The organism is Streptomyces sp. NPDC031466 (genome assembly GCF_055581265.1).
Window position 1 is genome coordinate 453172 of sequence record NZ_JBVIJT010000007.1, and the last position, 19932, is coordinate 473103.

At 72.5% G+C, this 19932-nt stretch carries 12 protein-coding genes; 9 read left to right on the forward strand and 3 right to left on the reverse strand.

All coding sequences use genetic code 11. The features are described from left to right. The first annotated feature begins 10 nt into the window (after nt 1-10). The 5 genes from ACZ5GP_RS19955 to ACZ5GP_RS19975 all read left to right on the forward strand — a co-directional run bounded on the left by ACZ5GP_RS19955 (nt 11) and on the right by ACZ5GP_RS19975 (nt 6745). Nucleotides 11-739: a hypothetical protein gene (locus tag ACZ5GP_RS19955; protein ID WP_468752091.1), complete on the forward strand. Its 729-nt coding sequence runs from the start codon at nt 11-13 to the stop codon at nt 737-739. A gap of 108 nt (nt 740-847) precedes the next feature. Beyond that, a complete protein-coding gene (locus ACZ5GP_RS19960) occupies nt 848-1693 on the forward strand; it encodes a DegV family protein (RefSeq protein ID WP_468752092.1) in 846 nt (281 codons plus the stop codon). A gap of 587 nt (nt 1694-2280) precedes the next feature. After that, nucleotides 2281-3036, forward strand: a complete 756-nt coding sequence (locus ACZ5GP_RS19965) for a ComEA family DNA-binding protein (RefSeq protein ID WP_468752093.1) — start codon at nt 2281-2283, stop codon at nt 3034-3036. After that, nucleotides 3033-5666, forward strand: coding sequence for a ComEC/Rec2 family competence protein (locus tag ACZ5GP_RS19970; RefSeq protein WP_468752094.1), 2634 nt, complete (start codon nt 3033-3035; stop codon nt 5664-5666). Before ACZ5GP_RS19965 ends, ACZ5GP_RS19970 begins: the two co-directional genes overlap by 4 nt. 194 nt (nt 5667-5860) lie before the next feature. Further along, nucleotides 5861-6745: a YceI family protein gene (locus ACZ5GP_RS19975; protein WP_468752164.1), complete on the forward strand. Its 885-nt coding sequence runs from the start codon at nt 5861-5863 to the stop codon at nt 6743-6745. Between the two features lie 34 nt (nt 6746-6779). On the opposite strand, the gene ACZ5GP_RS19980 is transcribed toward ACZ5GP_RS19975, so the two are convergent. Beyond that, nucleotides 6780-7025, reverse strand: a complete 246-nt coding sequence (locus ACZ5GP_RS19980) for a hypothetical protein (RefSeq protein WP_358590142.1) — start codon at nt 7023-7025, stop codon at nt 6780-6782. 193 nt (nt 7026-7218) lie between these two features. Here ACZ5GP_RS19980 and holA point away from each other — a divergent pair, with 193 nt between their 5' ends. Beyond that, nucleotides 7219-8205, forward strand: coding sequence for a DNA polymerase III subunit delta (holA, locus tag ACZ5GP_RS19985; protein ID WP_468752095.1), 987 nt, complete (start codon nt 7219-7221; stop codon nt 8203-8205). A 502-nt stretch (nt 8206-8707) separates the two neighbouring features. Here the strand turns inward: holA and rpsT are convergent. After that, entirely contained in the window at nt 8708-8974 is a 267-nt protein-coding gene (rpsT, locus tag ACZ5GP_RS19990) for a 30S ribosomal protein S20 (RefSeq protein WP_055564969.1), read from the reverse strand. A gap of 217 nt (nt 8975-9191) precedes the next feature. On the opposite strand from rpsT, the gene lepA reads away from it, so the two are divergent. Both lepA and ACZ5GP_RS20000 read left to right on the forward strand, forming a co-directional pair. Continuing rightward, complete coding sequence (gene lepA / locus ACZ5GP_RS19995; RefSeq protein WP_468752096.1) at nt 9192-11063, forward strand: translation elongation factor 4; 1872 nt, start codon at nt 9192-9194, stop codon at nt 11061-11063. Nucleotides 11064-11385: 322 nt separating this feature from the next. Beyond that, nucleotides 11386-13275: an AMP-dependent synthetase/ligase gene (locus ACZ5GP_RS20000; RefSeq protein ID WP_468752097.1), complete on the forward strand. Its 1890-nt coding sequence runs from the start codon at nt 11386-11388 to the stop codon at nt 13273-13275. Between the two features lie 61 nt (nt 13276-13336). Here the strand turns inward: ACZ5GP_RS20000 and ACZ5GP_RS20005 are convergent, their stop codons facing one another. After that, nucleotides 13337-17458, reverse strand: coding sequence for a HAMP domain-containing protein (locus ACZ5GP_RS20005; RefSeq protein WP_468752165.1), 4122 nt, complete (start codon nt 17456-17458; stop codon nt 13337-13339). A gap of 348 nt (nt 17459-17806) precedes the next feature. Between ACZ5GP_RS20005 and ACZ5GP_RS20010 the strand changes: the two genes are divergently transcribed. Next, nucleotides 17807-19762: a SpoIIE family protein phosphatase gene (locus ACZ5GP_RS20010; RefSeq protein ID WP_468752098.1), complete on the forward strand. Its 1956-nt coding sequence runs from the start codon at nt 17807-17809 to the stop codon at nt 19760-19762. The last annotated feature ends 170 nt before the right edge of the window (nt 19763-19932 follow it).

The window sequence follows — 19932 nt, forward strand, 5'->3', positions numbered from 1 at the left end:
GGGGCGTCATGTGGAAGCCGTGGGCGTGATCGTGGCGCTGCTCGTCGTGCTGTTCCTGCTGCTGGGCGTGTATGCCACGGTGAAGGTCGTCAAGGCGGCCAAGCGCGGCGTGGACCGCACCATCTCCGAGGCCCGCCGCACGGTGGAGGACACCACCCTGCGCGCGAAGAGCTTCGCCCAGCTGGGCACCGCGGGCGAACTGGCCCAGCTGCGCCTGTCCTTGCGCTCGTCGATGCGGGCCACGCAGGACGTCCTGCGGGCTGGCGCGGTCGAGGACGCCTCCCTGAAGGAGTCCCTCGGGCTCTTCGACCGGCTCAGCGCCCATGGGCACGAGCTGGACGGTGAGCTGCGCCGCCTGGAGCGCGACCCGGACAAGGCCGCCACGGCCGAGCGGCTCCCGGGCCTGCGGGAGCGCACGGAGCGGATCGTCAAGGCGGCCGACTCGCTGCGGTGGTCGGCGCGCGACCGCGCCCACCGGTTCGCCGACGACGACCTGGACTCGCTGAGCACACAGATCGACATGGAGGCGGGCGCCCTGCGGCACTGGACCACCGGTCCGGCGCAGGCCCCGGCCGCCTGGCCCGAGCCCCCGGCGCAGCCCGCCAAGGACACCGAGCAGTCCTGGTCCGAGCCCGCCGCGCCGGAGCCCGGGGAAGCGGCGCGGCCCGCGATCACGCCGCCCGCTGCGAGGCCCACCTATCCGTGGGAGAAGAAGGCCAAGCCCGAGAGCACGACCTGAACCATTCACGACGCGGGGTGCACCCGGGAAACCGGGTGGACGGGGGCGGGCGAGGGGGATCGGGGGCCGGGCTGCCGCCCGGTGGTCCAGGCGGGTAATCTCCAGCTCATGTCCCGCCATGTCGCGATCGTCACGGATTCCACGGCCTACCTGCCGCAGCGGACGATGGAGCGGCACGGCATCACCGCGGTGCCCCTGACCGTGGTCCTGGGTGACCAGGCGCTGGAGGAGGGCACCGAGATCTCCGCCCGCTCCCTCGCCCTCGCCCTGCAGAAGCGGAAGTCGGTGACCACCTCCCGGCCGAGCCCCCAGGTCTTCGCCGAGACGTACCGCAAGGTCGCCGAGGGCGGCGCCACGGCCATCGTCTCGCTGCACCTGTCCGCCGAGTTCTCCGGTACGTACGACGCCGCGGTCCTCGCGGCGAAGGACGCGCCGGTGCCGGTGCGGGTGGTGGACACCGGCATGGTCGCGATGGCCCTCGGCTTCTGCGCGCTCGCGGCGGCGCAGGCCGCGGAGGCGGGCGACTCGGTGGAGGAGACCGTGGCGGCGGCCGAGAAGCGCGCCGCGGCCACGTCCGCGTACTTCTACGTCGACACCCTCGACTATCTGCGCAGGGGCGGCCGTATCGGCGCCGCGCAGGCGCTGCTGGGTTCCGCGCTCGCCGTGAAGCCCATCCTGAAGCTGGACGGCGGCCGCATCGACATGCTGGAGAAGGTGCGTACGGCGTCGAAGGCGATCGCCCGCCTGGAGGAGATCGTCGTCGAACGCGCCGGGTCGGGCCGGGTCGACATCGCGGTGCACCACCTGGCGGCGCCGGACCGGGCGGCGGCCCTCGCGGACCGCCTTCGGGAGCGGTTGCCCGGCCTGGGGGAGCTGCACGTCAGCGAGGTGGGCGCGGTGATCGGCGCGCACACCGGGCCCGGGCTGCTGGGGGCAGTGGTCTCTCCGCGGTGAGGGGCTGGTCTCCCGCGACGAGGCGATGGTCTCCCGGCGGTGACAGGGTGAATTCCCTCGTGCGGGTGACGGAGTTATCCACAACTGCCGGGTAATCCCCCGGAATTGACCAAGATCAACATAATGTCGCCCCGGTGCCTACCGTCGTCGGCATGACCTCACTTCGATCATCCTCCCGTGCGGCTTCCGTGACGAGTGGCCCCGGCCGGGACCCCGCCTCCGACGGCCGCGCACAGCACCGACAGGTCCGCACACGCCACCGCCGGACCCGCGCACAGCCCCCTCACGTCAGAGGCCGCGGCCAGGGCCGGGTCCGGGGCGGACAGGCCTCGGCGGAGGCGGTGCGGCTGCGGGCGGAGAGCCTCTTCGCCGAGCCGCAACCGCCGCCTGTCGCGCCCAGGTTGGGCGCGAGGCCGCTGGGCGTGACGCGTTCGGCCGCGACTGTGCCGGCGTGGGCGCGGCGCGCGGAGCACGGGGGAGGGAGCAGGGCGGACGTCGAGTCCGTCGCGGCGGACGGGAGGCCGATTGCCCCGGAAGTGGGGTCCGTCGGGCTGGAGGCGCAGCCCGTTTCGGGGCTGGATCCGCAGGTGGGGCCCTCGCGCCGGGAGCGGATGGGGCTCGCGGTACGGGAGCGGCTGCCGGTGTGGGTCCAGTCGCGGTGCGGCATGGAGCGGCGCGGTGTCATCGCACTCGCCGTGGTCCTGGTCGTCGCCGCCCTCTTCGCGGCACAGCACTTCTGGACAGGACGGGCGCGACCGGTGCGAGCACCGGATGTGGTGCGCGCGGCGGGCGCATCCGCCGAAGGAGGTGCCCGGCCGGCTCCCTCGGCCGGACCTCCGGCGCCGGCGGGGCGGGCGACGGCCGACACGGGCGGTGCGGCGGGGGCGGCGGCCGGGCAGCGTGGCGGCGGGATCGTCGTGGACGTCAGCGGGAAGGTCCGCCATCCCGGTGTCCGCCGGCTCCCCGCGGGCTCCCGGGTGGCGGACGCGCTGCGGGCGGCGGGCGGGGCCCGGCCGGGCGCCGACCTGGCGGGGCTGAACCGCGCGCGGTTCCTGACGGACGGCGAGCAGGTGGTGGTCGGAGCACCGCAACCGCCCTCCGGTGCCGGGGGCACCGGCGCGGCCGCGGGCGCGGGATCGGCCGGGGCTGCGGGGCCGGTCGGTCTGAACACGGCGACCGCGGAGCAGCTGGACGAACTCCCCGGCGTGGGCCCGGTGTTGGCCCAGCACATCATCGACTACCGCACCGAACACGGCGGTTTCCGCACCGTCGAAGAGCTGCGTGAGGTCAACGGCATCGGGGACCGGCGGTTCGCCGATCTCCAGGATCTCGTGCGGCCATGACGCCGGGGTCCCGGTCCAGGGCGACACGTGCGGAGGTCCACGTCTCCTCGGGGCACCGTCTCGGTGCCGCACACCCCCGGCAGGAGGGGCCGGCGGACCTCCGCCTGGTGCCGCCCGCCCTGGCGGCGTGGGCGGCGGCCGCTCTGATGCTGGACGCCCCGCCGCGGTGGGCGGTCACCACGGTGGCGGCCTGCGTGGCGGTCGCCGGCGCGGTGCTGGTGGCGTGGACGGCTCGGGGGTGGCGCCGAGACCGGCGGCAGCGGCGTGGGCGCGGGTCCCCGTGGGGGCGGTTCTCCCTGGCGGCGACCTTGCTCTGCGCCGCCGCCTCCGCGGCCTCGGCGGCGTTGCACGGGGCGGACCTCCACCGGGGCCCCGTCCCCGCCCTCGCCGACGCATACGCGCGGGTGGAGGCGGAGGTGGTGGTGACGTCGGACCCCCGGCGGACCAGGCCCCGGGTGGCGAGCGCACACGCGATGCCGCCCTCGGTGGTGCTCCACGCCGATGTCGTCCGCGTCAAGCAGACGGACGGCACGGAAACCGTGACGCGTACTCCGGTGCTGGTCGTCGTGCGGGGCGAGAGCGCGGGCGCCGGGAGCGCACCGGACCCTCCCCGCAGCCGGGGCCAAGGCCCGCCGCCCGGGGGAGGGGCTCGGCAGGGTCCCGCCGCATCCCACCCCGGTGACGCCTGGCTGGCCCTGCTGCCCTCCACCCGGCTCCGGGTACGGGCGCGGCTGGCGCCGCCGTTGCCGCAGGGGGACAAGGTCGCGGCCGTGCTGCGGGTGACCGGGGAGCGGGCGCCCCAGGTGGTGGAGGGTCCGTCCGGGGCACAGCGGCTCGCGGGGGAGCTGCGGGGCGGACTGCGGGAGGCCACGGACGGGCTGCCGGCCGATGCCCGAGCGCTGCTCCCCGGGCTGGTCGTCGGGGACACCTCCCGGGTACCGGCCGAACTGGAAGAGGCGTTCCGGGCGACTGACCTGACACATTTGCTTGCCGTAAGCGGGGGAAACCTCACTGTCATCCTGGTCCTGCTCATCGGGCCGCCGGGCACCGCCCAACGGGTCGAACGCCGGGGGCTCGCCCCGAAGCTGGGGGTCCCGCTGCGCGCGACCGCGCTGCTGGGCGGGCTGCTCACCCTCGGCTTCGTCATCGTCTGCCGACCGGACCCGAGCGTGCTGCGGGCCGCGGCCTGTGGGCTCATCGCGCTCCTCGCCATCGCCACCGGACGGCGCAGATCGCTCATCCCGGCGCTCGCCGCCGCCGTCCTGCTGCTGGTCCTGTACGACCCATGGCTGGCCCGTAGCCACGGCTTCCTGCTCTCCGTGCTCGCCACCGGCGCCCTGCTCACCCTGGCGCCCCGCTGGAGCGCGGCGCTGCGAGGTCGGGGGATGCCGCCGCGGTGCGCCGACGCGCTGGCCGCGGCGGCGGCGGCGCAGGCGGTGTGCGCGCCGGTCGTCGCGGTCATCGCCGCCCGGGTGAGCGTGGTCGCGGTGCCGTGCAATCTGCTCGCGGAGTTCGCTGTCGCGCCCGCCACGGTGCTCGGGTTCGCCGCGCTGGCCCTGGCGCCGGTGGCGATGCCCGTCGCCGAGGCAGTGGCGTGGTGCGCGAGTTGGCCGGTCGAATGGATCGCGGAGATCGCCCGCACCGGCGCGGCACAGCCGGGCAGCGGGATCGACTGGCCGGGCGGATGGCGTGGCGGACTGCTGCTCGCACTGGCCACGGTAGGGCTTGTCCTGGTGGGCCGCCGCCTGGCCCGGCATCCGTGGCTCGCCGCGGCCTGTGCGCTGCTGCTCCTGCTGACGGTCGTTCAACCGCCGCCCCTCACGCGGGTGATCGCGGGGTGGCCGCCGCCGCGATGGCGCATGGTGATGTGCGACGTGGGACAGGGCGACGCCGCGGTGCTGGCGGCGGGGGACGGCGCCGGGGTGGTCGTCGACGCGGGCCCGGACCCGGTGGCGGTCGACCGCTGCCTGCGCTCGCTCGGGATCACCCGGGTGCCCCTGGTGCTCCTCACGCACTTCCACGCCGATCACGTCGCGGGTCTGCCGGGAGTGCTGCGGGGACGTGAGGTGGGCGTGATCCAGACGACGGGGTTCCAGGAGCCGCCGGAACAGGCTCGGTTCGTGCGGGAGCAGGCGGCCGCCGAGCGCGTTCCGGTGACGCGGGCGGTCGCGGGGGAGCGGCGCCGGGCGGGGCCGCTGGACTGGCAGGTGCTCTGGCCCCCGGCCGGGCCGATGACGGCGCCCGAAGGGCCGAACGACGCGAGCGTCACGCTGCTCGTGCGGACCGGAGGGCTGACGCTGCTGCTCCTCGGCGATCTCGAACCGCCCGCGCAGCGAGCGCTGTTGCGCACCCCGGCCGGGGCGGCACTGGCGTCCGTGGACGTGCTCAAGGTGGCTCATCACGGTTCGGCCCACCAGGACCCGGAGCTGTTGCGCAGGGTGGCACCCAGGCTCGCGTTGATCTCCTGCGGGGCGGACAACTCGTACGGCCATCCCGCGCCCGTCACCGTCGCGGCGCTGCGGGCCGGGGGGACGCGGGTGCTGCGCACGGATGTGGACGGGGCGGTCGCGGTGGTGAGCGCCGGGCCGAGGTCGGCCCCTCGCCTCGAAGCCGCCACCCGGCCGCCGTAGCGCACCGCTCGCCCGGGACCCACTCTCACTCATACCCCGCACGGAGGCTATTTCGGGCCAGTCGCGACAGTTCCAGCGCAACGGCAGCATTGCCGTGATGTAGGGCCGTGTTGCATCGAAAGCCACAACGGTGATCGAATGCCTATTCGTCGCAGTTTGCAGGTGTTGTCAAGGATCGCGGGGGTGTGTCGCACGTGTTCGGCCGTTGGGTGGGGAACCGTACGAATCGGGTGGGGCGGACGGGACTCATGTCGGCGTTCACGGTTCCGCCGAACGCGGGGGTGCTCAGTTGCCGGGTGCTGGACCCCGTCAACGAACCCGTGCGCAACGCGGAGTTCGCCGTGTCGGACGCCATGGGCCGCAAGGTGGTCGGTGGCGGGACGGACCCCTACGGGTCGTTCGTGACGACCGTCCCGGCGGGGGAGTACCGGCTGGTGGTCTCGGCGGAAGGGTTCACCCCGTACCGGGGAGGCGCCACGGTCGGCCAGGACGCGCACGCCTCGCTCGGTGACGTCATGCTCCAAGTGGCCCCGCCGCCGGCGCTTCCCGAGCCCGGGGACTGGGAGATCGACCCCCTGCACTCCTCGGTCGCGTTCTCCGCGCGGCACATCGGGCTGGCCCGCATCCACGGGCGGTTCAACACTTTCGCGGGCGCGATACGGATGGGCGAGCGGATGGAGGACTCCGCGATGCACGTCGTCATCGACGCGGCCTCCATCGACACCGGGGTGCGGATGCGCGACGACCACCTGCGTTCCGGCGACTTCCTCGACGTGGGGCGCTTTCCGACGATGGAGTTCTACAGCGACCGCTTCGTGCACAAGGGCGGCAGCCGCTGGGCCGTCTCGGGCGGCCTGACGCTGCACGGCGTGACCCGCACCGTCACCCTGGACACCGAGTACCTCGGGGTCGGCCAGGGGCTGGAGGGCGAGACCCGGGTGGCCTGCCGCGCCACCACCGAGCTGCACCGCGACGACTTCACGATCACCTGGCAGACGATGCTGGCGCGCGGCATCGCGGCCGTCGGGCACAGCATCACCATCGACCTCGACATCCAGGTCGTCCCCAAGAGCGGCTGACCCCCCCGCGCCGGGGCCCGGCGGCGCCAGGCCCCTACGGGACCTCCAGCCAGCCCTCGTGCTCGGCGGCCAGGGCGTCGAGGGCCGCGGGGTCGAGGCGGGCGTCGGGGTCCTCGACCACGACCAGCCACTGGGCGTCCTCGGCGTCGTCCTCACCGGCCAGCGCGTCCCGGACGAGCTGGGGTTCCTCGGCGACGCCGAAACGATCGGGAAGCTCTTCGGCGACGTCCTCCGCGGCATCGCGGTCGGGCAGCACCAGGACATGTCGTACGTCGGTCACCGGCCCATTCTGCGACACGGGGACCGCCCGTCCGACGACCGCCCACCCCGGACCGCCTGTCCGGCGACCGCCCACCCCGGGTCGCCCGTCCGGGAACGGCACGGTGTGGTGTGGTGCGGTGTTCGGGGTCTGCTGTCGGTGGGGCGCGGTGTCCGGGGTCGGCTGTCGGTGGGGCGTGGGATGCTTGGGCGCGATGGCCAGGAAGACAGCTCACGACGATCCGCTCGCTCCCCTCACGCTCGCCGTGGGGCAGGAGGACCTGCTCCTCGACCGCGCCGTGCAGCAGGTGGTGGCAGCCGCCCGCGCCGCCGACGCGGACACGGACGTGCGCGACCTCACCTCCGATCAGCTCCAGCCCGGCACGCTCGCCGAGCTGACCAGCCCCTCGCTCTTCGCCGAGCGCAAGGTCGTGGTGGTGCGGAACGCGCAGGACCTCTCGGCGGACACGATCAAGGACGTGAAGGCGTACCTCGGGGCGCCGGCGGAGGAGATCACCCTCGTCCTGCTGCACGCCGGCGGTGCCAAGGGCAAGGCCCTGCTCGACGCGGCCCGCAAGGCCGGCGCGCGCGAGGTCGCCTGCCCGAAGATGACGAAGCCGGCGGACCGGCTGTCGTTCGTGCGGGGCGAGTTCCGCACCATCGGCCGTTCGGCGAGCCCGGAGGCGTGTCAGGCCCTGGTCGACTCGATCGGCAGTGATCTCCGGGAGCTGGCCTCGGCGGTGTCGCAGCTGGCGGCGGACGTCGAGGGCACGATCGACGAGGAGGTCGTCGGGCGGTACTACACGGGCCGGGCCGAGGCCTCCAGTTTCACCGTCGCCGACCGGGCCGTGGAGGGCCGGGCGGCCGAGGCGCTCGAAGCGTTGCGCTGGTCCTTGTCGACCGGTGTCGCCCCCGTCATGATCACCAGCGCGCTCGCGCAGGGGGTCCGTGCCATCGGCAAGCTCTCCTCCGCGCGGGGTGGCCGCCCCGCGGATCTCGCCCGCGAGCTGGGGATGCCGCCCTGGAAGATCGACCGCGTGCGCCAGCAGATGCGTGGCTGGACGCCGGACGGCGTGGCCGAGGCGCTCATCGCGGTCGCGGCGGCCGACGCGGGGGTCAAGGGCGGCGGGGACGATCCGGAGTACGCCTTGGAGAAGGCCGTCGTCGCGATCGCGCGGGCGGCGCGGTCAGGGCGCCGTTAGCGTCTGCCCCTGCCGGGCCGGCCGATCGGCGTCCCCTGCGGGTCGCCCCCGGGTTGGTCGCGCAGTTCCCCGCGCCCCTTACGGGCAGCTCGGGCCGTCATTGCCGCGCCCCTGACGGGGCTGGGCCCGGAGCCCGTCGCGCTCGTGACGGCCACGTCGGGGCTGGTCGCGCAGTTCCCCGCGCCCCTTAGGGGGTACGCCGTGGCCAGCCGCAAAATCCCCCCGGCCCCTCACCCCAGCCCGCAGCACAGCGCCCCGCCCCTAGGGGGTACGCCCCTCACGGCCCGCCCCAGGCTCAGCAACCCGCCCCGGGCACAGCAGCGCCCCCGGATACAGCCCGCCCCCGGACACAGCAATGCCCCCGGAGTGGGCCGGGGGCATTGGCGCAGCGTGGCGTACTGCGTGGTCTGTCCGCGATTCGAGGTAGAGGGCTCGAATTACCCTCGCGGGAGGATTGATCAGCTACCCCGGCGACGTTGGGAAACTAGCCGGGGCAAAGGGTTCAGCCCTTGAGGGACGCGGCCTTCGTCGCAAGCGCCGACTTCTTGTTGGCGGCCTGGTTCTTGTGGATGACGCCCTTGGAGACGGCCTTGTCGAGCTGGCGCGTGGCCTCACGCGTGAGCTCGGCGGCCTTCTGGGTGTCACCGGCGGCAACGGCCTCGCGGGCCTTGCGGATCGCGGTCTTCAGGGAAGACTTGACCGCCTTGTTGCGCTGACGCGCCTTCTCGTTGGTCTTGATCCGCTTGATCTGGGACTTGATGTTCGCCACGAAAGAGCCTTCTCAGGTTCAGGTACTGCAGAGGTACTGCAGATGGGTGTGATGACACGCGCCTCGACGCTTGAGAGGGCTACGAGACACAGCTGCCCACGGTACCAGCCGCTCTCGGACCGGCCCAAACCGAGCGCAGTGCCCCACCCGTGGGACCATGGAAGCTACGTATAGATCCGACCCGAGGCTACAGGCGCCTCAAGAGACAGGACCCTGCGTGCCCGCGACCCCTAACAATGTGCCCGAGCCGAGCCGTACCGACCCGGCTCTGATCCGCAATTTCTGCATCATCGCGCACATCGACCACGGCAAGTCCACGCTCGCCGACCGCATGCTCCAGCTCACCGGGGTGGTGGAGCAGCGGCAGATGCGTGCTCAGTACCTCGACCGCATGGACATCGAGCGCGAGCGCGGCATCACGATCAAGTCCCAGGCGGTGCGTCTGCCCTGGGCCCCGAACGAGGGCCCCGACCAGGGCAGCACGCACATCCTCAACATGATCGACACTCCGGGCCACGTCGACTTCACCTACGAAGTCTCGCGTTCGCTCGCGGCCTGTGAGGGCACGGTCCTCCTGGTCGACGCGGCCCAGGGCATCGAGGCGCAGACTCTCGCCAACCTCTACCTGGCGATGGAGAACGACCTCAAGATCATCCCGGTGCTCAACAAGATCGACCTGCCGGCCGCCCAGCCGGAGAAGTTCTCCGAGGAGCTGGCCAACCTCATCGGCTGCGACCCCGCCGACGTGCTGAAGGTCTCCGCGAAGACCGGCATGGGCGTCGAGGCGCTGCTGGACAAGGTCGTCGCCGAGATCCCGCCGCCGGTCGGCGTCGCCGACGCCCCCGCCCGCGCGATGATCTTCGACTCGGTCTACGACTCCTACCGCGGCGTCGTGACGTACGTACGAGTCGTCGACGGCCAGCTCAACAAGCGCGAGCGGATCCGGATGATGTCCACCGGAGCCACGCACGAGCTGCTGGAGATCGGTGTGTCGTCCCCCGAGATGACCTCCGCCGACGGCATCGGCGTCGGCGAGGTGGGGTACATCATCACCGGCGTGAAGGACGTCCGCCAGTCCAAGGTCGGTGACACGATCACCTCCCTGCACAAGGGCGCGACCGAGGCCCTCGGCGGCTACAAGGACCCGAAGCCGATGGTGTTCTCGGGCCTGTATCCGCTGGACGGCTCGGAGTACCCGGACCTGCGCGAGGCTCTCGACAAGCTCCAGCTCAACGACGCCGCGCTGGTGTACGAGCCGGAGACCTCGGCCGCGCTCGGCTTCGGCTTCCGCGTCGGCTTCCTCGGGCTGCTGCACCTCGACGTGATCCGCGAGCGCCTGGAGCGTGAGTTCGGTCTCGACCTGATCGCCACCGCTCCCAACGTGGTGTACCGCGTGATCATGGAGGACGGCACCGAGCACGTCGTCACCAACCCGAGTGAGTTCCCCGAGGGCAAGATCGACCAGGTCTTCGAGCCGGTCGTGCGCGCCACGATCCTCGCGCCCAGCGAGTTCATCGGCTCGATCATGGAGCTGTGCCAGAACCGGCGCGGTGTCCTGCTCGGCATGGACTACCTCTCCGAGGACCGCGTCGAGATCCGCTACACGCTGCCGCTCGCGGAGATCGTCTTCGACTTCTTCGACCAGCTCAAGTCCAAGACGCGCGGGTACGCCTCGCTGGACTACGAGCCCACGGGCGAGCAGTCCGCGCAGCTCGTCAAGGTCGACATCCTGCTGCACGGCGACAAGGTCGACGCCTTCTCGGCGGTCACCCACAAGGACCAGGCGTACGCGTACGGCGTGCGGCTCGTCGCCAAGCTGCGCGAGCTGATCCCGCGCCAGGCCTTCGAGGTGCCCGTGCAGGCGGCCATCGGCTCCCGGGTCATCGCCCGCGAGACCATCCGCGCCATCCGCAAGGACGTCCTCGCCAAGTGCTACGGCGGTGACATCTCCCGCAAGCGCAAGCTCCTGGAGAAGCAGAAGGAAGGCAAGAAGCGGATGAAGATGGTCGGCTCCGTGGAAGTGCCCCAGGAGGCCTTCATCGCGGTGCTCTCCAGCGACGACAGTGGGCCGGGCAAGGCGAAGAAGTAACCGGCCGCCCCCGGTCCGGCCGCTGCCCCGCGGGCCCGGCGCTTCACCGCGCCGGGCCCGCGGCATGTCCGGGGAAGGCGGTGTCCGCGGGAAGTGACAGGCAGATGCCCCTTACGCACCGGGCGTCGGCGCTCTACTCTGATCTCCACTCGTAGGTTACTCACTAGTTAAACAAGTGGCCGACAGGGCAAGTAGACGTACGTAGCAGGCGTACGACGAAAACGTACGTAGCAGGCGTACGACGTAGACATACGAAGCAGACGTAAGAAGCAGAAGCCGCCGCCAGCCAGTTCGCCGCACCGTCGTGGGCCCGGAGGATGTCGTGAGCGACACACAGACCTTGATCGAGAACCGTCCGCCCTCCGTGGCGCACCTCTTCCTGGAGCGCGTGGCGGCCACGCCGGACGCCGAGGCCTACCGCTACCCCGTGCCGGCCCCCTCCGGCGAGGGCCCCGACGAGTGGAAGTCGCTCAGCTGGGGGCAGGCCGCCGAGCGCGTCTACGCCATCGCCGCGGGCCTGATCGAGCTGGGACTGAGCCCCGAGGACCGGGTCGCCCTCGCCTCCTCGACGCGCGTCGAGTGGATCCTTGCCGACCTCGGCATCATGTGCGCCGGCGCGGCCACCACGACCGTCTATCCGCAGACCAACGCCGAGGAGTCCGCGTTCATCGTCGCCGACTCCGGCAGCCGGGTGCTGATCGCGGAGAACGCCGCGCAGCTGGCCAAGGCACGCGAGAAGCGGACCGAGCTGCCCGAGCTGCGCCACGTCGTGGTGATCGACGCCGAGGGCGCGGGCCCCGCCGAGGGCGACCCCGAGGGCTGGCTGCTCACGCTCGCCGAGCTGGAGGCCCGGGGCGCCGCCCACCTGGAGAAGAACCCGGCGGCCGTCGAGGAGCGGGTCGCGGCGATCTCCCGGGACCAGCTCGCCACGATCATCTACACCTCCGGCACCACGGGCCGCCCCAAGGGCGTGCGCCTGCCGCAGGACAACTGGTCGTACATGGCGAAGGCCATCGCGGCGACCGGCCTGCTCGGCCCGGACGACGTGCAGTACCTGTGGCTGCCGCTCGCGCACGTCTTCGGCAAGGTGCTGACCTCCGGGCAGATCGAGCTGGGGCACGTCACCGCCGTCGACGGCCGCGTCGACAAGATCATCGAGAATCTGCCGGTGGTGCAGCCGACGTACATGGCCTCCGTGCCCCGCATCTTCGAGAAGGTCTACAACGGTGTCGCCGCCAAGGCCCGGGCCGGCGGCGGAGCCAAGTACAAGATCTTCCAGTGGGCCGCCGAGGTGGCCCGCGAGTACGCGAAGGTCGGCCAGGACAACTTCCGCAGGACCGGCACGGCCTCGGTGCCCTTCGGACTGCGCGCCAAGCACCGGGCCGCCGACGCGCTCGTCTACTCCAAGCTGCGCGAGGCCTTCGGCGGACGGCTGCGCGCCGCCGTCTCCGGGTCGGCCGCCCTCGCCCCCGACATCGGGTACTTCTTCGCGGGCGCCGGCATCCACGTCCTGGAGGGGTACGGCCTGACGGAGTCCTCCGCCGCCTCCTTCGTCAACCCGGGCGAGGCCTACCGCACCGGCACGGTCGGCAAGCCGCTGCCCGGCACCGAGGTGCGCATCGCGGACGACGGCGAGATCCTGCTGCGCGGCCCCGGCATCATGGAGGGCTACCACGGGCTGCCGGACAAGACGGCCGAGGTCCTGGAGTCCGACGGGTGGTTCCACACCGGCGACATCGGCGAGCTGTCCGTCGACGGCTACCTGCGGATCACTGACCGCAAGAAGGACCTCATCAAGACGTCCGGCGGCAAGTACATCGCGCCCGCCGAGGTCGAGGGCCAGTTCAAGGCCGTGTGCCCGTACGTCTCCAACATCCTGGTGCACGGCGCCGACAAGAACTACTGCACGGCGCTCATCTCCCTCGACGAACCCGCGATCCTCGGCTGGGCCGAGGAGAACGGCCTGAGCGGCAAGTCCTACGCCGAGGTCTGCGCCGCCCCCGCCACGGTCGAGCTGATCGAGGGCTATGTGCGGCAGCTCAACGAAGGCCTCCAGCGCTGGCAGACCATCAAGAAGTTCCGCCTCCTGCCGCGCGACCTGGACGTCGAGCACGGCGAGCTGACCCCCAGCCTCAAGCTGAAGCGCCCGGTCGTCGAACGGGAGTACAAGCACCTGATCGACGAGATGTACGCGGGTTCGCGCGAGGCCTGAGCCGCCTGCCCCGCCCCTCGCGTGGCCGCGGAAGCAGGCGCCGCGCACCGGTCGAGGGGCCTCAATCGGCGGCCGGCGGCACGGCTCGCTCTCCTCGGGCGCCGGCCTGCTCCGGCAGGACGGGCGCCGCGTCGGCCGGCGTGGGCCGGCCGACGGCCGCCGTGCTCTGCGGGTCGAGCAGGGCGCAGACGACGCCGAGGAGCTGGTCCACGTCCACGGGCTTGGGCACATATTCGGTGGCGCCCCGGGAGATGGCCTTCTCTCGGTCGCCCGGCATGGCCTTGGCGGTGAGGGCGACGATGGGCAGGCCCTGCCAGCGGGGGCTGCGGCGGATGGCGGCCATGGTCTCGTAGCCGTCGAGCTCCGGCATCATGATGTCCATCAGGACGAGGTCGACGTCCGGGTTGCGTTCCAGGGTCTCGATGCCCTCGCGGCCGTTCTCCGCGTACAGGACGGGCATGCCGACGCGGCTGAGCACGTGGGTCAGCGCGAAGACGTTGCGGATGTCGTCGTCGACGATGAGCACCTTGCGGCCCGGCAGCAGGCGGCCCGCGCTCCCCGCCTTCCACTCCTCCAGCTTGGTCGGGGTGGGCCAGCTGTCGGGTTCGAGGTCGGGAGCGGTGTGCGGCGCGGCGGGTTCTCGTTGCTCGGGCGGCTGCTGGGCGCACGCGGCGGCGTAGGCGACGGCGGCCGCGCCGTGGCCCGGGTGCACCACCGGCACGTACAGCGAGAAGGTGGAGCCTTTGCCGGGGCGGCTCTCGGCGGTGATGCGGCCGCCGAGCAGGCCCGCGATCTCGCGGCTGATGGACAGGCCGAGACCGGTGCCGCCGTACTTGCGGTTGGTGGTGCCGTCGGCCTGCTGGAACGCCTCGAAGATCGCCGGCAGCTGCTCGGCCGGGATGCCGATGCCGGTGTCGCTGACGGCGAAGCAGAGCACGTCGTCGTCGGCGTGGGACGCCCCCTCGTCCACGCTGTCCCCGCCGCCCCCGGCTCCGGCACGGTCGTCCCGGACGCGGCTGACCCGCAGTTCGACGCGGCCGCCCGCGGTGAACTTGACCGCGTTCGACAGGAGGTTGCGCAGGATCTGCTGGAGGCGCTGCTCGTCGGAGAACATCTCGTGCGGCACGTCCTCGCCGACCACCACCTCGAAGGCCAGACCCCGGTCGAGGGTGAGCGGGCGGAACGTGGCGTGGACGTAGTCGAGGACCTTGATCAACGGCAGCCGCTTCGGGCGTACGTCCATCCGGCCCGCCTCGATCTTCGACAAATCGAGGATGTCGTTGATGAGCTGGAGGAGGTCCGAGCCCGAGCGGTGGATCGTCGCCGCGAACTGCACCTCCTGGTCGGAGAGGTGGTCGTCGGGGTTGTCGGAGAGCAGCCGGGCCAGGATCAGCAGGGAGTTGAGCGGGGTGCGCAGCTCGTGCGACATGTTCGCGAGGAACTCCGACTTGTACTGGGAGCTGGTGGCGAGCAGCGCCGCCTTCTCCTCCAGCTCGGCGTTCGAGCGGCGCAACTCCGCCTGTTGGCGCTGGAGTTCGTCCGAGCGCTCCTGGAGCTGGGTGGCCAGGCGCTGCGACTGGCCGAGCAGTGACTCCGTACGGGAGTTGGCGATGATGGTGTTGATCGCGACGCCGATGGTGTTCACGAACTGGTCGAAGAAGGCCAGGTGGACGTCGGAGAAGCGGGAGAACGTCGCCAGCTCGATCACGCCGAGCAGCTTGTCCTCGAAGAGGATCGGGATGATCACGACGGTCGCGGGAGCGGCGTCCCCGAGCCCCGAGTGGATCTTGATGTAGTCCGGCGGCACCTCCTCGACCAGGATGCGCTTCTTCTCCTGGGCCGCCTGGCGCACCAGCCCCTGCGCGGGCATCCCGCCGGTGTCCACCACCGCGTCCTGCGCCGCGCCGTACCCCGCGATGAAGGCGAGGCCCTTGGCGGTGACCTGCGTGGGCGCCGGCGACTCGGCGGCGTCCGGGTCGGCCAGGAAGAAGGCGCCGTACTGCGCGTTCACCAGCGGGGTCAGCTCGCGCAGGATCAGATCGGCGACCTCCATCAGGTCGCGGTGGCCCTGCATCAGGCCCGCGAGGCGGGCGAGGTTGGACTCCAGCCAGTCCTTGGCGCGGGTGGTCTCCCTGAGGTTGGAGACCATGAGGTTGATGTTGTCCTTCAGCTCGGAGACCTCGCCGCGCGTCTCGACGGTGATGGCACGGGTCATGTCGCCCTGGGCGACGGCGGAGGCGACCTCGGCGATGGCGCGGACCTGGGTGGTGAGGTTCAGCGCCAGCTCGTTCACGTTCGTCGTCAGGCGCTTCCAGGTGCCGTACACGCCCTCGACGCGCGCCTGGCCGCCCAGCTGGCCCTCGGACCCGACCTCGCGGGCCACCCGGGTGACCTCCGAGGAGAAGGAGGAGAGCGTGTCCACCATGGTGTTGATGGTGGTCTTCAGCTCCAGGATCTCGCCGCGCGCGTCCACGTCGATCTTCTTGGACAGGTCGCCCTGCGCCACGGCGGTCGCGACCTGCGCGATGTTGCGGACCTGGCCGGTGAGGTTGTCCGCCATGTAGTTGACGTTGTCGGTGAGGTCCTTCCAGACCCCCGACACCCCGAGCACCTGCGCGCGGCCGCCGAGCCTGCCGTCCGTGCCGACCTCGCGGGCCACCCGCGTCACCTCGTCGGCGAAGGCGCGCAACTGCTCCACCATGGTGTTGACGGTGTCCTTCAGCTCCAGGATCTCCCCGCGCGCCGACACCGTGATCTTCTTCGACAGGTCGCCGTTGGCGACGGCGGTGGTGACCTGGGCGATGTTGCGGACCTGCGAGGTGAGGTTCGACGCCATGAAGTTGACGTTGTCGGTGAGGTCCTTCCATACGCCGGACACGCCCCGCACCTGGGCCTGACCGCCCAGGTTGCCCTCGGTGCCGACCTCGCGGGCGACGCGGGTGACCTCGTCGGCGAAGGCGGAGAGCTGGTCGACCATCGTGTTGATCGTCGACTTCAGCTCCAGGATCTCCCCCTTCGCCTCCACCGTGATCTTCTTGCCGAGGTCGCCCTGGGCGACGGCCGTCGACACCAGCGCGATGTTGCGCACCTGCGAAGTGAGGTTGTCGGCCATGAAGTTGACGTTGTCGGTGAGGTCCTTCCACACGCCGGACACGCCCCGCACCTGGGCCCGGCCGCCCAGGTTGCCCTCGGTGCCGACCTCGCGGGCGACGCGGGTGACCTCGTCGGCGAAGGCGGACAGCTGGTCCACCATCGTGTTCACCGTCGACTTCAGCTCCAGGATCTCGCCCCGGGCGTCGACGGTGATCTTCTGGCTCAGGTCGCCGTTGGCGACGGCGGTGGTGACCTGGGCGATGTTGCGGACCTGCGAAGTGAGGTTCGACGCCATGAAGTTGACGTTGTCGGTCAGGTCCTTCCACACGCCCGACACACCGCGCGCCTGGGCCCGGCCGCCCAACTGGCCCTCCGTGCCCACCTCGCGGGCCACCCGCGTCACCTCGGCGGCGAAGGCGGACAGCTGCTCGACCATGGTGTTCACGGTCAGCTTCAGCTCCAGCAGCTCGCCGGTCGCCTCCACCGTCACCGTACGCGTCAGGTCGCCCTGCGCCACCGCCGTGGTCACCAGGGCGATGTCCCGCACCTGCGCGGTGAGCCGCGCCGCCATCGTGTTCACGGCCTCGGTGACATCCCGCCAACTGCCCGACAAGCCATGCACCTTGGCGCGCCCGCCGAGCCGCCCCTCGGTGCCGACCTCGCGGGCGACCCGCGTCACCTCGCCCGTGAACAGGGAGAGCTGGTCGACCATCGTGTTGACGGCGCGGCCGAGCCGGCGCAGGTCGCCCCGCAGCTCCCGGCTGCCGTCGTGCAGATCGACGCGCTGGGTCAGGTCGCCGCCCGCCACGGCGTTCAGCACCCGGGTGGCGTTGGCGGCCGGGGCGACCAGCGCGTCGAGCAGGGAGTTGACCTCCTGGACCCGGCCCGCCCACCTGCCCTGCCCGGGGCTCGGGTCGAACCGCTCGTCCAGGCGGCCGTGCCGGATGATCTCCCGGCGTACGCGGACCAGTTCGGCGTCGAAGTGGAGCGAGCGGTCGAGCAGTTCGTTGAAGACCGCGTACAGCTCGGCGGTGATGCCCTCGCCGATGGGGGCGACCTTGGTGAAGGCCCCGTCCCGCGCGGCACGCAGGGCGGCGAGGAGCGGGCGCAGCTCGGCGGCGCCGTCGGCCCCGGCAGGCACAGCGGCCACAGCGGCCCCGGAGTCCCCGGCGGAGTCGGCGGTGTCGGCGGCCCCGGAGCCCCCGGCGGTGGTGGCGGTCACGGTGGCGGTCTCCAGGGCGGGCTCGGCCGTCGAGGGCGCGGGGAAGGTGGCAGCGGGTGCCGACGCCGCGATCCGGCCGGAGGCGGGCCCGGGCATAGCACGGTTGTCACTCATGGCGGCCCACTTCGGTAACTCGGTGCTTATGGGCGCGGCCAGTCTGTCACCCTGGCGGTGTCGCCTGAGGCGTAATCACCCGAACTGCTCAGGAGCGCAACCGTGGGGTCCATTCCGATGCAACGGGAGACCGAATTCGGTGCTTCCCCCGAGAATCCGGCCCGCCCCGGGCCACCGGCGGTGGTGCGCACCTCCCTGCCCGGAAACCCCCTGGCACCCGCTGCCGCCCGCAGGTTCGTGCGCGCGGCGCTCGCCGGCTGGACCGAGCTGGGGGTGCCCGCGGCCGCCGGGATCACCGTACGTCTCACCGACGACGCGGTGCTGCTGGTCAGCGAGCTGGTGACGAACGCCGTCGTGCACGCGGGCACCGCCGTCGAACTGCTGTGCCGCCTCGACGACGCCGTGCCCGGCGAGGACCCCGAGACCCTCGTCATCGAGGTCTCCGACCACCACCCCTCCCGCGCGCTGCGCAGCGAACAGGGACCGCCGCCGCCCGGCACCCCCGAGTACGGCCGAGGCCTGCAACTGGTCGCCACGCTCTCGGAGTCCTGGGGCATCACCTACCGCACGGGCACCAAGACCGTCTGGGCGCGGCTGCCCGTCCAGGGGGCCGGCGCGGGGCACGGGAGCGAGCCGTACGCCGGTGATCAGGCGGCGGTGGGCGGCCTGCGCACCGACGAGATCCTCGCGCCCCTGCCCAAGCGGGTCACGCACGACACGGAGTGGGTGGGGCGCGGCGCGCTCAGTTTCCTCGCCGAGGCGTCCGACCTGCTCGCCGGCCAGTTCGACGAGGACCTGGTGGCCGCCCTCGCGGGACAACTGCTCGTCCCGCGCCTCGCCGACTGGTGCGCGATCTGGCTGGAGGACGCCTCGGAGGGCCCGGGCCGCGCGGCCACCGGGGCGCCGGGCGCACGGCTCGCCCGCGTCTGGCATACCAGCGAGCACCGCATAGAGGAACTGCGCCGCGTCCTGGAGAAGGACCCGCCCCAACTGCCCGAGGCGACCGGCTCGGGTGCCTTCCCGGTGCGCTGGCCGGGCGAGGCGCTGGGCGGCGAGCCGTTCGGCACGGCGCTCGGGTACCGCCTGATCGCGGGCGGCCGGGCGCTCGGCACGCTGGTGATCGGTCGGGCGGGATTCGCCCCGGCCGCGGCCGTCCACCGCGCACGGGCCGGGGACGTCCCCTTCCCCGACGAGGTCACCGGCCTCATCGAGGACTTCAGCCGGCGCGTCGCGCTCGCCGTCAGCACGGCCCGCCGCTACCAGCGGCAGGCCAACATCAGCCAGATCCTCCAGCGGGGCCTGCTGCCCAGCAAGGTCGCGCAGATCCCCGGCGTGCAGAGCGGCCTGGTGTACGAGCCGCGGGACAAGGGCGGGCCTGGCGGCGACTTCTACGACGTGTTCCAGGCGGGCGAGGGACGCTGGTGCTTCGCCCTCGGCGACGTCCAGGGCAAGGGGCCCGAGGCCGCCGTCGTCATCGGCCTCGCCCGGCCCTGGCTGCGGCTGCTCGCCCGCGAGGGCTACCAGGTCGCCGAGGTCCTCGACCGCCTCAACCAGCTGCTCCTCGACGACGCGACCGAGGCGGCGGACGCGGCGGCCGCCGTCGTCGCCGTCGCGGGCGGCCAGGGCGTGTCGCCCGACGGCCCCACCTCGCGCTTCCTCTCCCTCCTCTACGGCGAGCTGGTCCCCTACGAGGGCGGCGTGCGCTGCACCATCGCGTGTGCCGGGCACCCGCTGCCGCTGCTGCTCTCCCCCTCGGGGCAGGTGCGGGCGGCGGCCTCCCCGCAGATGCTGCTCGGCGTCATCGACGACGAGACGTACACCAGCGAGAGCTTCGACCTGCGCACCGGCGACACCCTCCTGTGCGTCACCGACGGGGTGACCGAGCGGCGCTCCGGACGGTCCCAGCTCGACGACGGCGACGGCCTCGCCCAGGTCCTCGCGGGCTGCGCGGGACTCGACGCGGGGCTGGTCGCGGAGCGGATCCGACAGCTCGTGCACGAGTTCTCGGAGCGCCCCCCGGACGACGACGTGGCGCTGCTGGTGCTCCAGGCGGATTAGGGCCGGGTGGACGGGCCGGGTGGACGGGCCGAGCGGATGGGCCGAGCGGATGGGCCGAGCGGATGGGCCGAGCGGACGGGCCGGGTGGATGGGCCGGGTGGATGGGCCGAGTGGACGGGCCGGGTGGATGGGCCGAGTGGACGGGCCGGGTGGACGGAGCAGGCGGACGG

Coding starts and splice junctions, on each gene's coding strand:
- ACZ5GP_RS19960 (WP_468752092.1), top strand. CDS start 848: ATGTCCCGCCATGTCGCGATCGTCACGGATTCCACGGCCTACCTGCCG.
- ACZ5GP_RS19970 (WP_468752094.1), top strand. CDS start 3,033: ATGACGCCGGGGTCCCGGTCCAGGGCGACACGTGCGGAGGTCCACGTC.
- holA (WP_468752095.1), top strand. CDS start 7,219: ATGGCCAGGAAGACAGCTCACGACGATCCGCTCGCTCCCCTCACGCTC.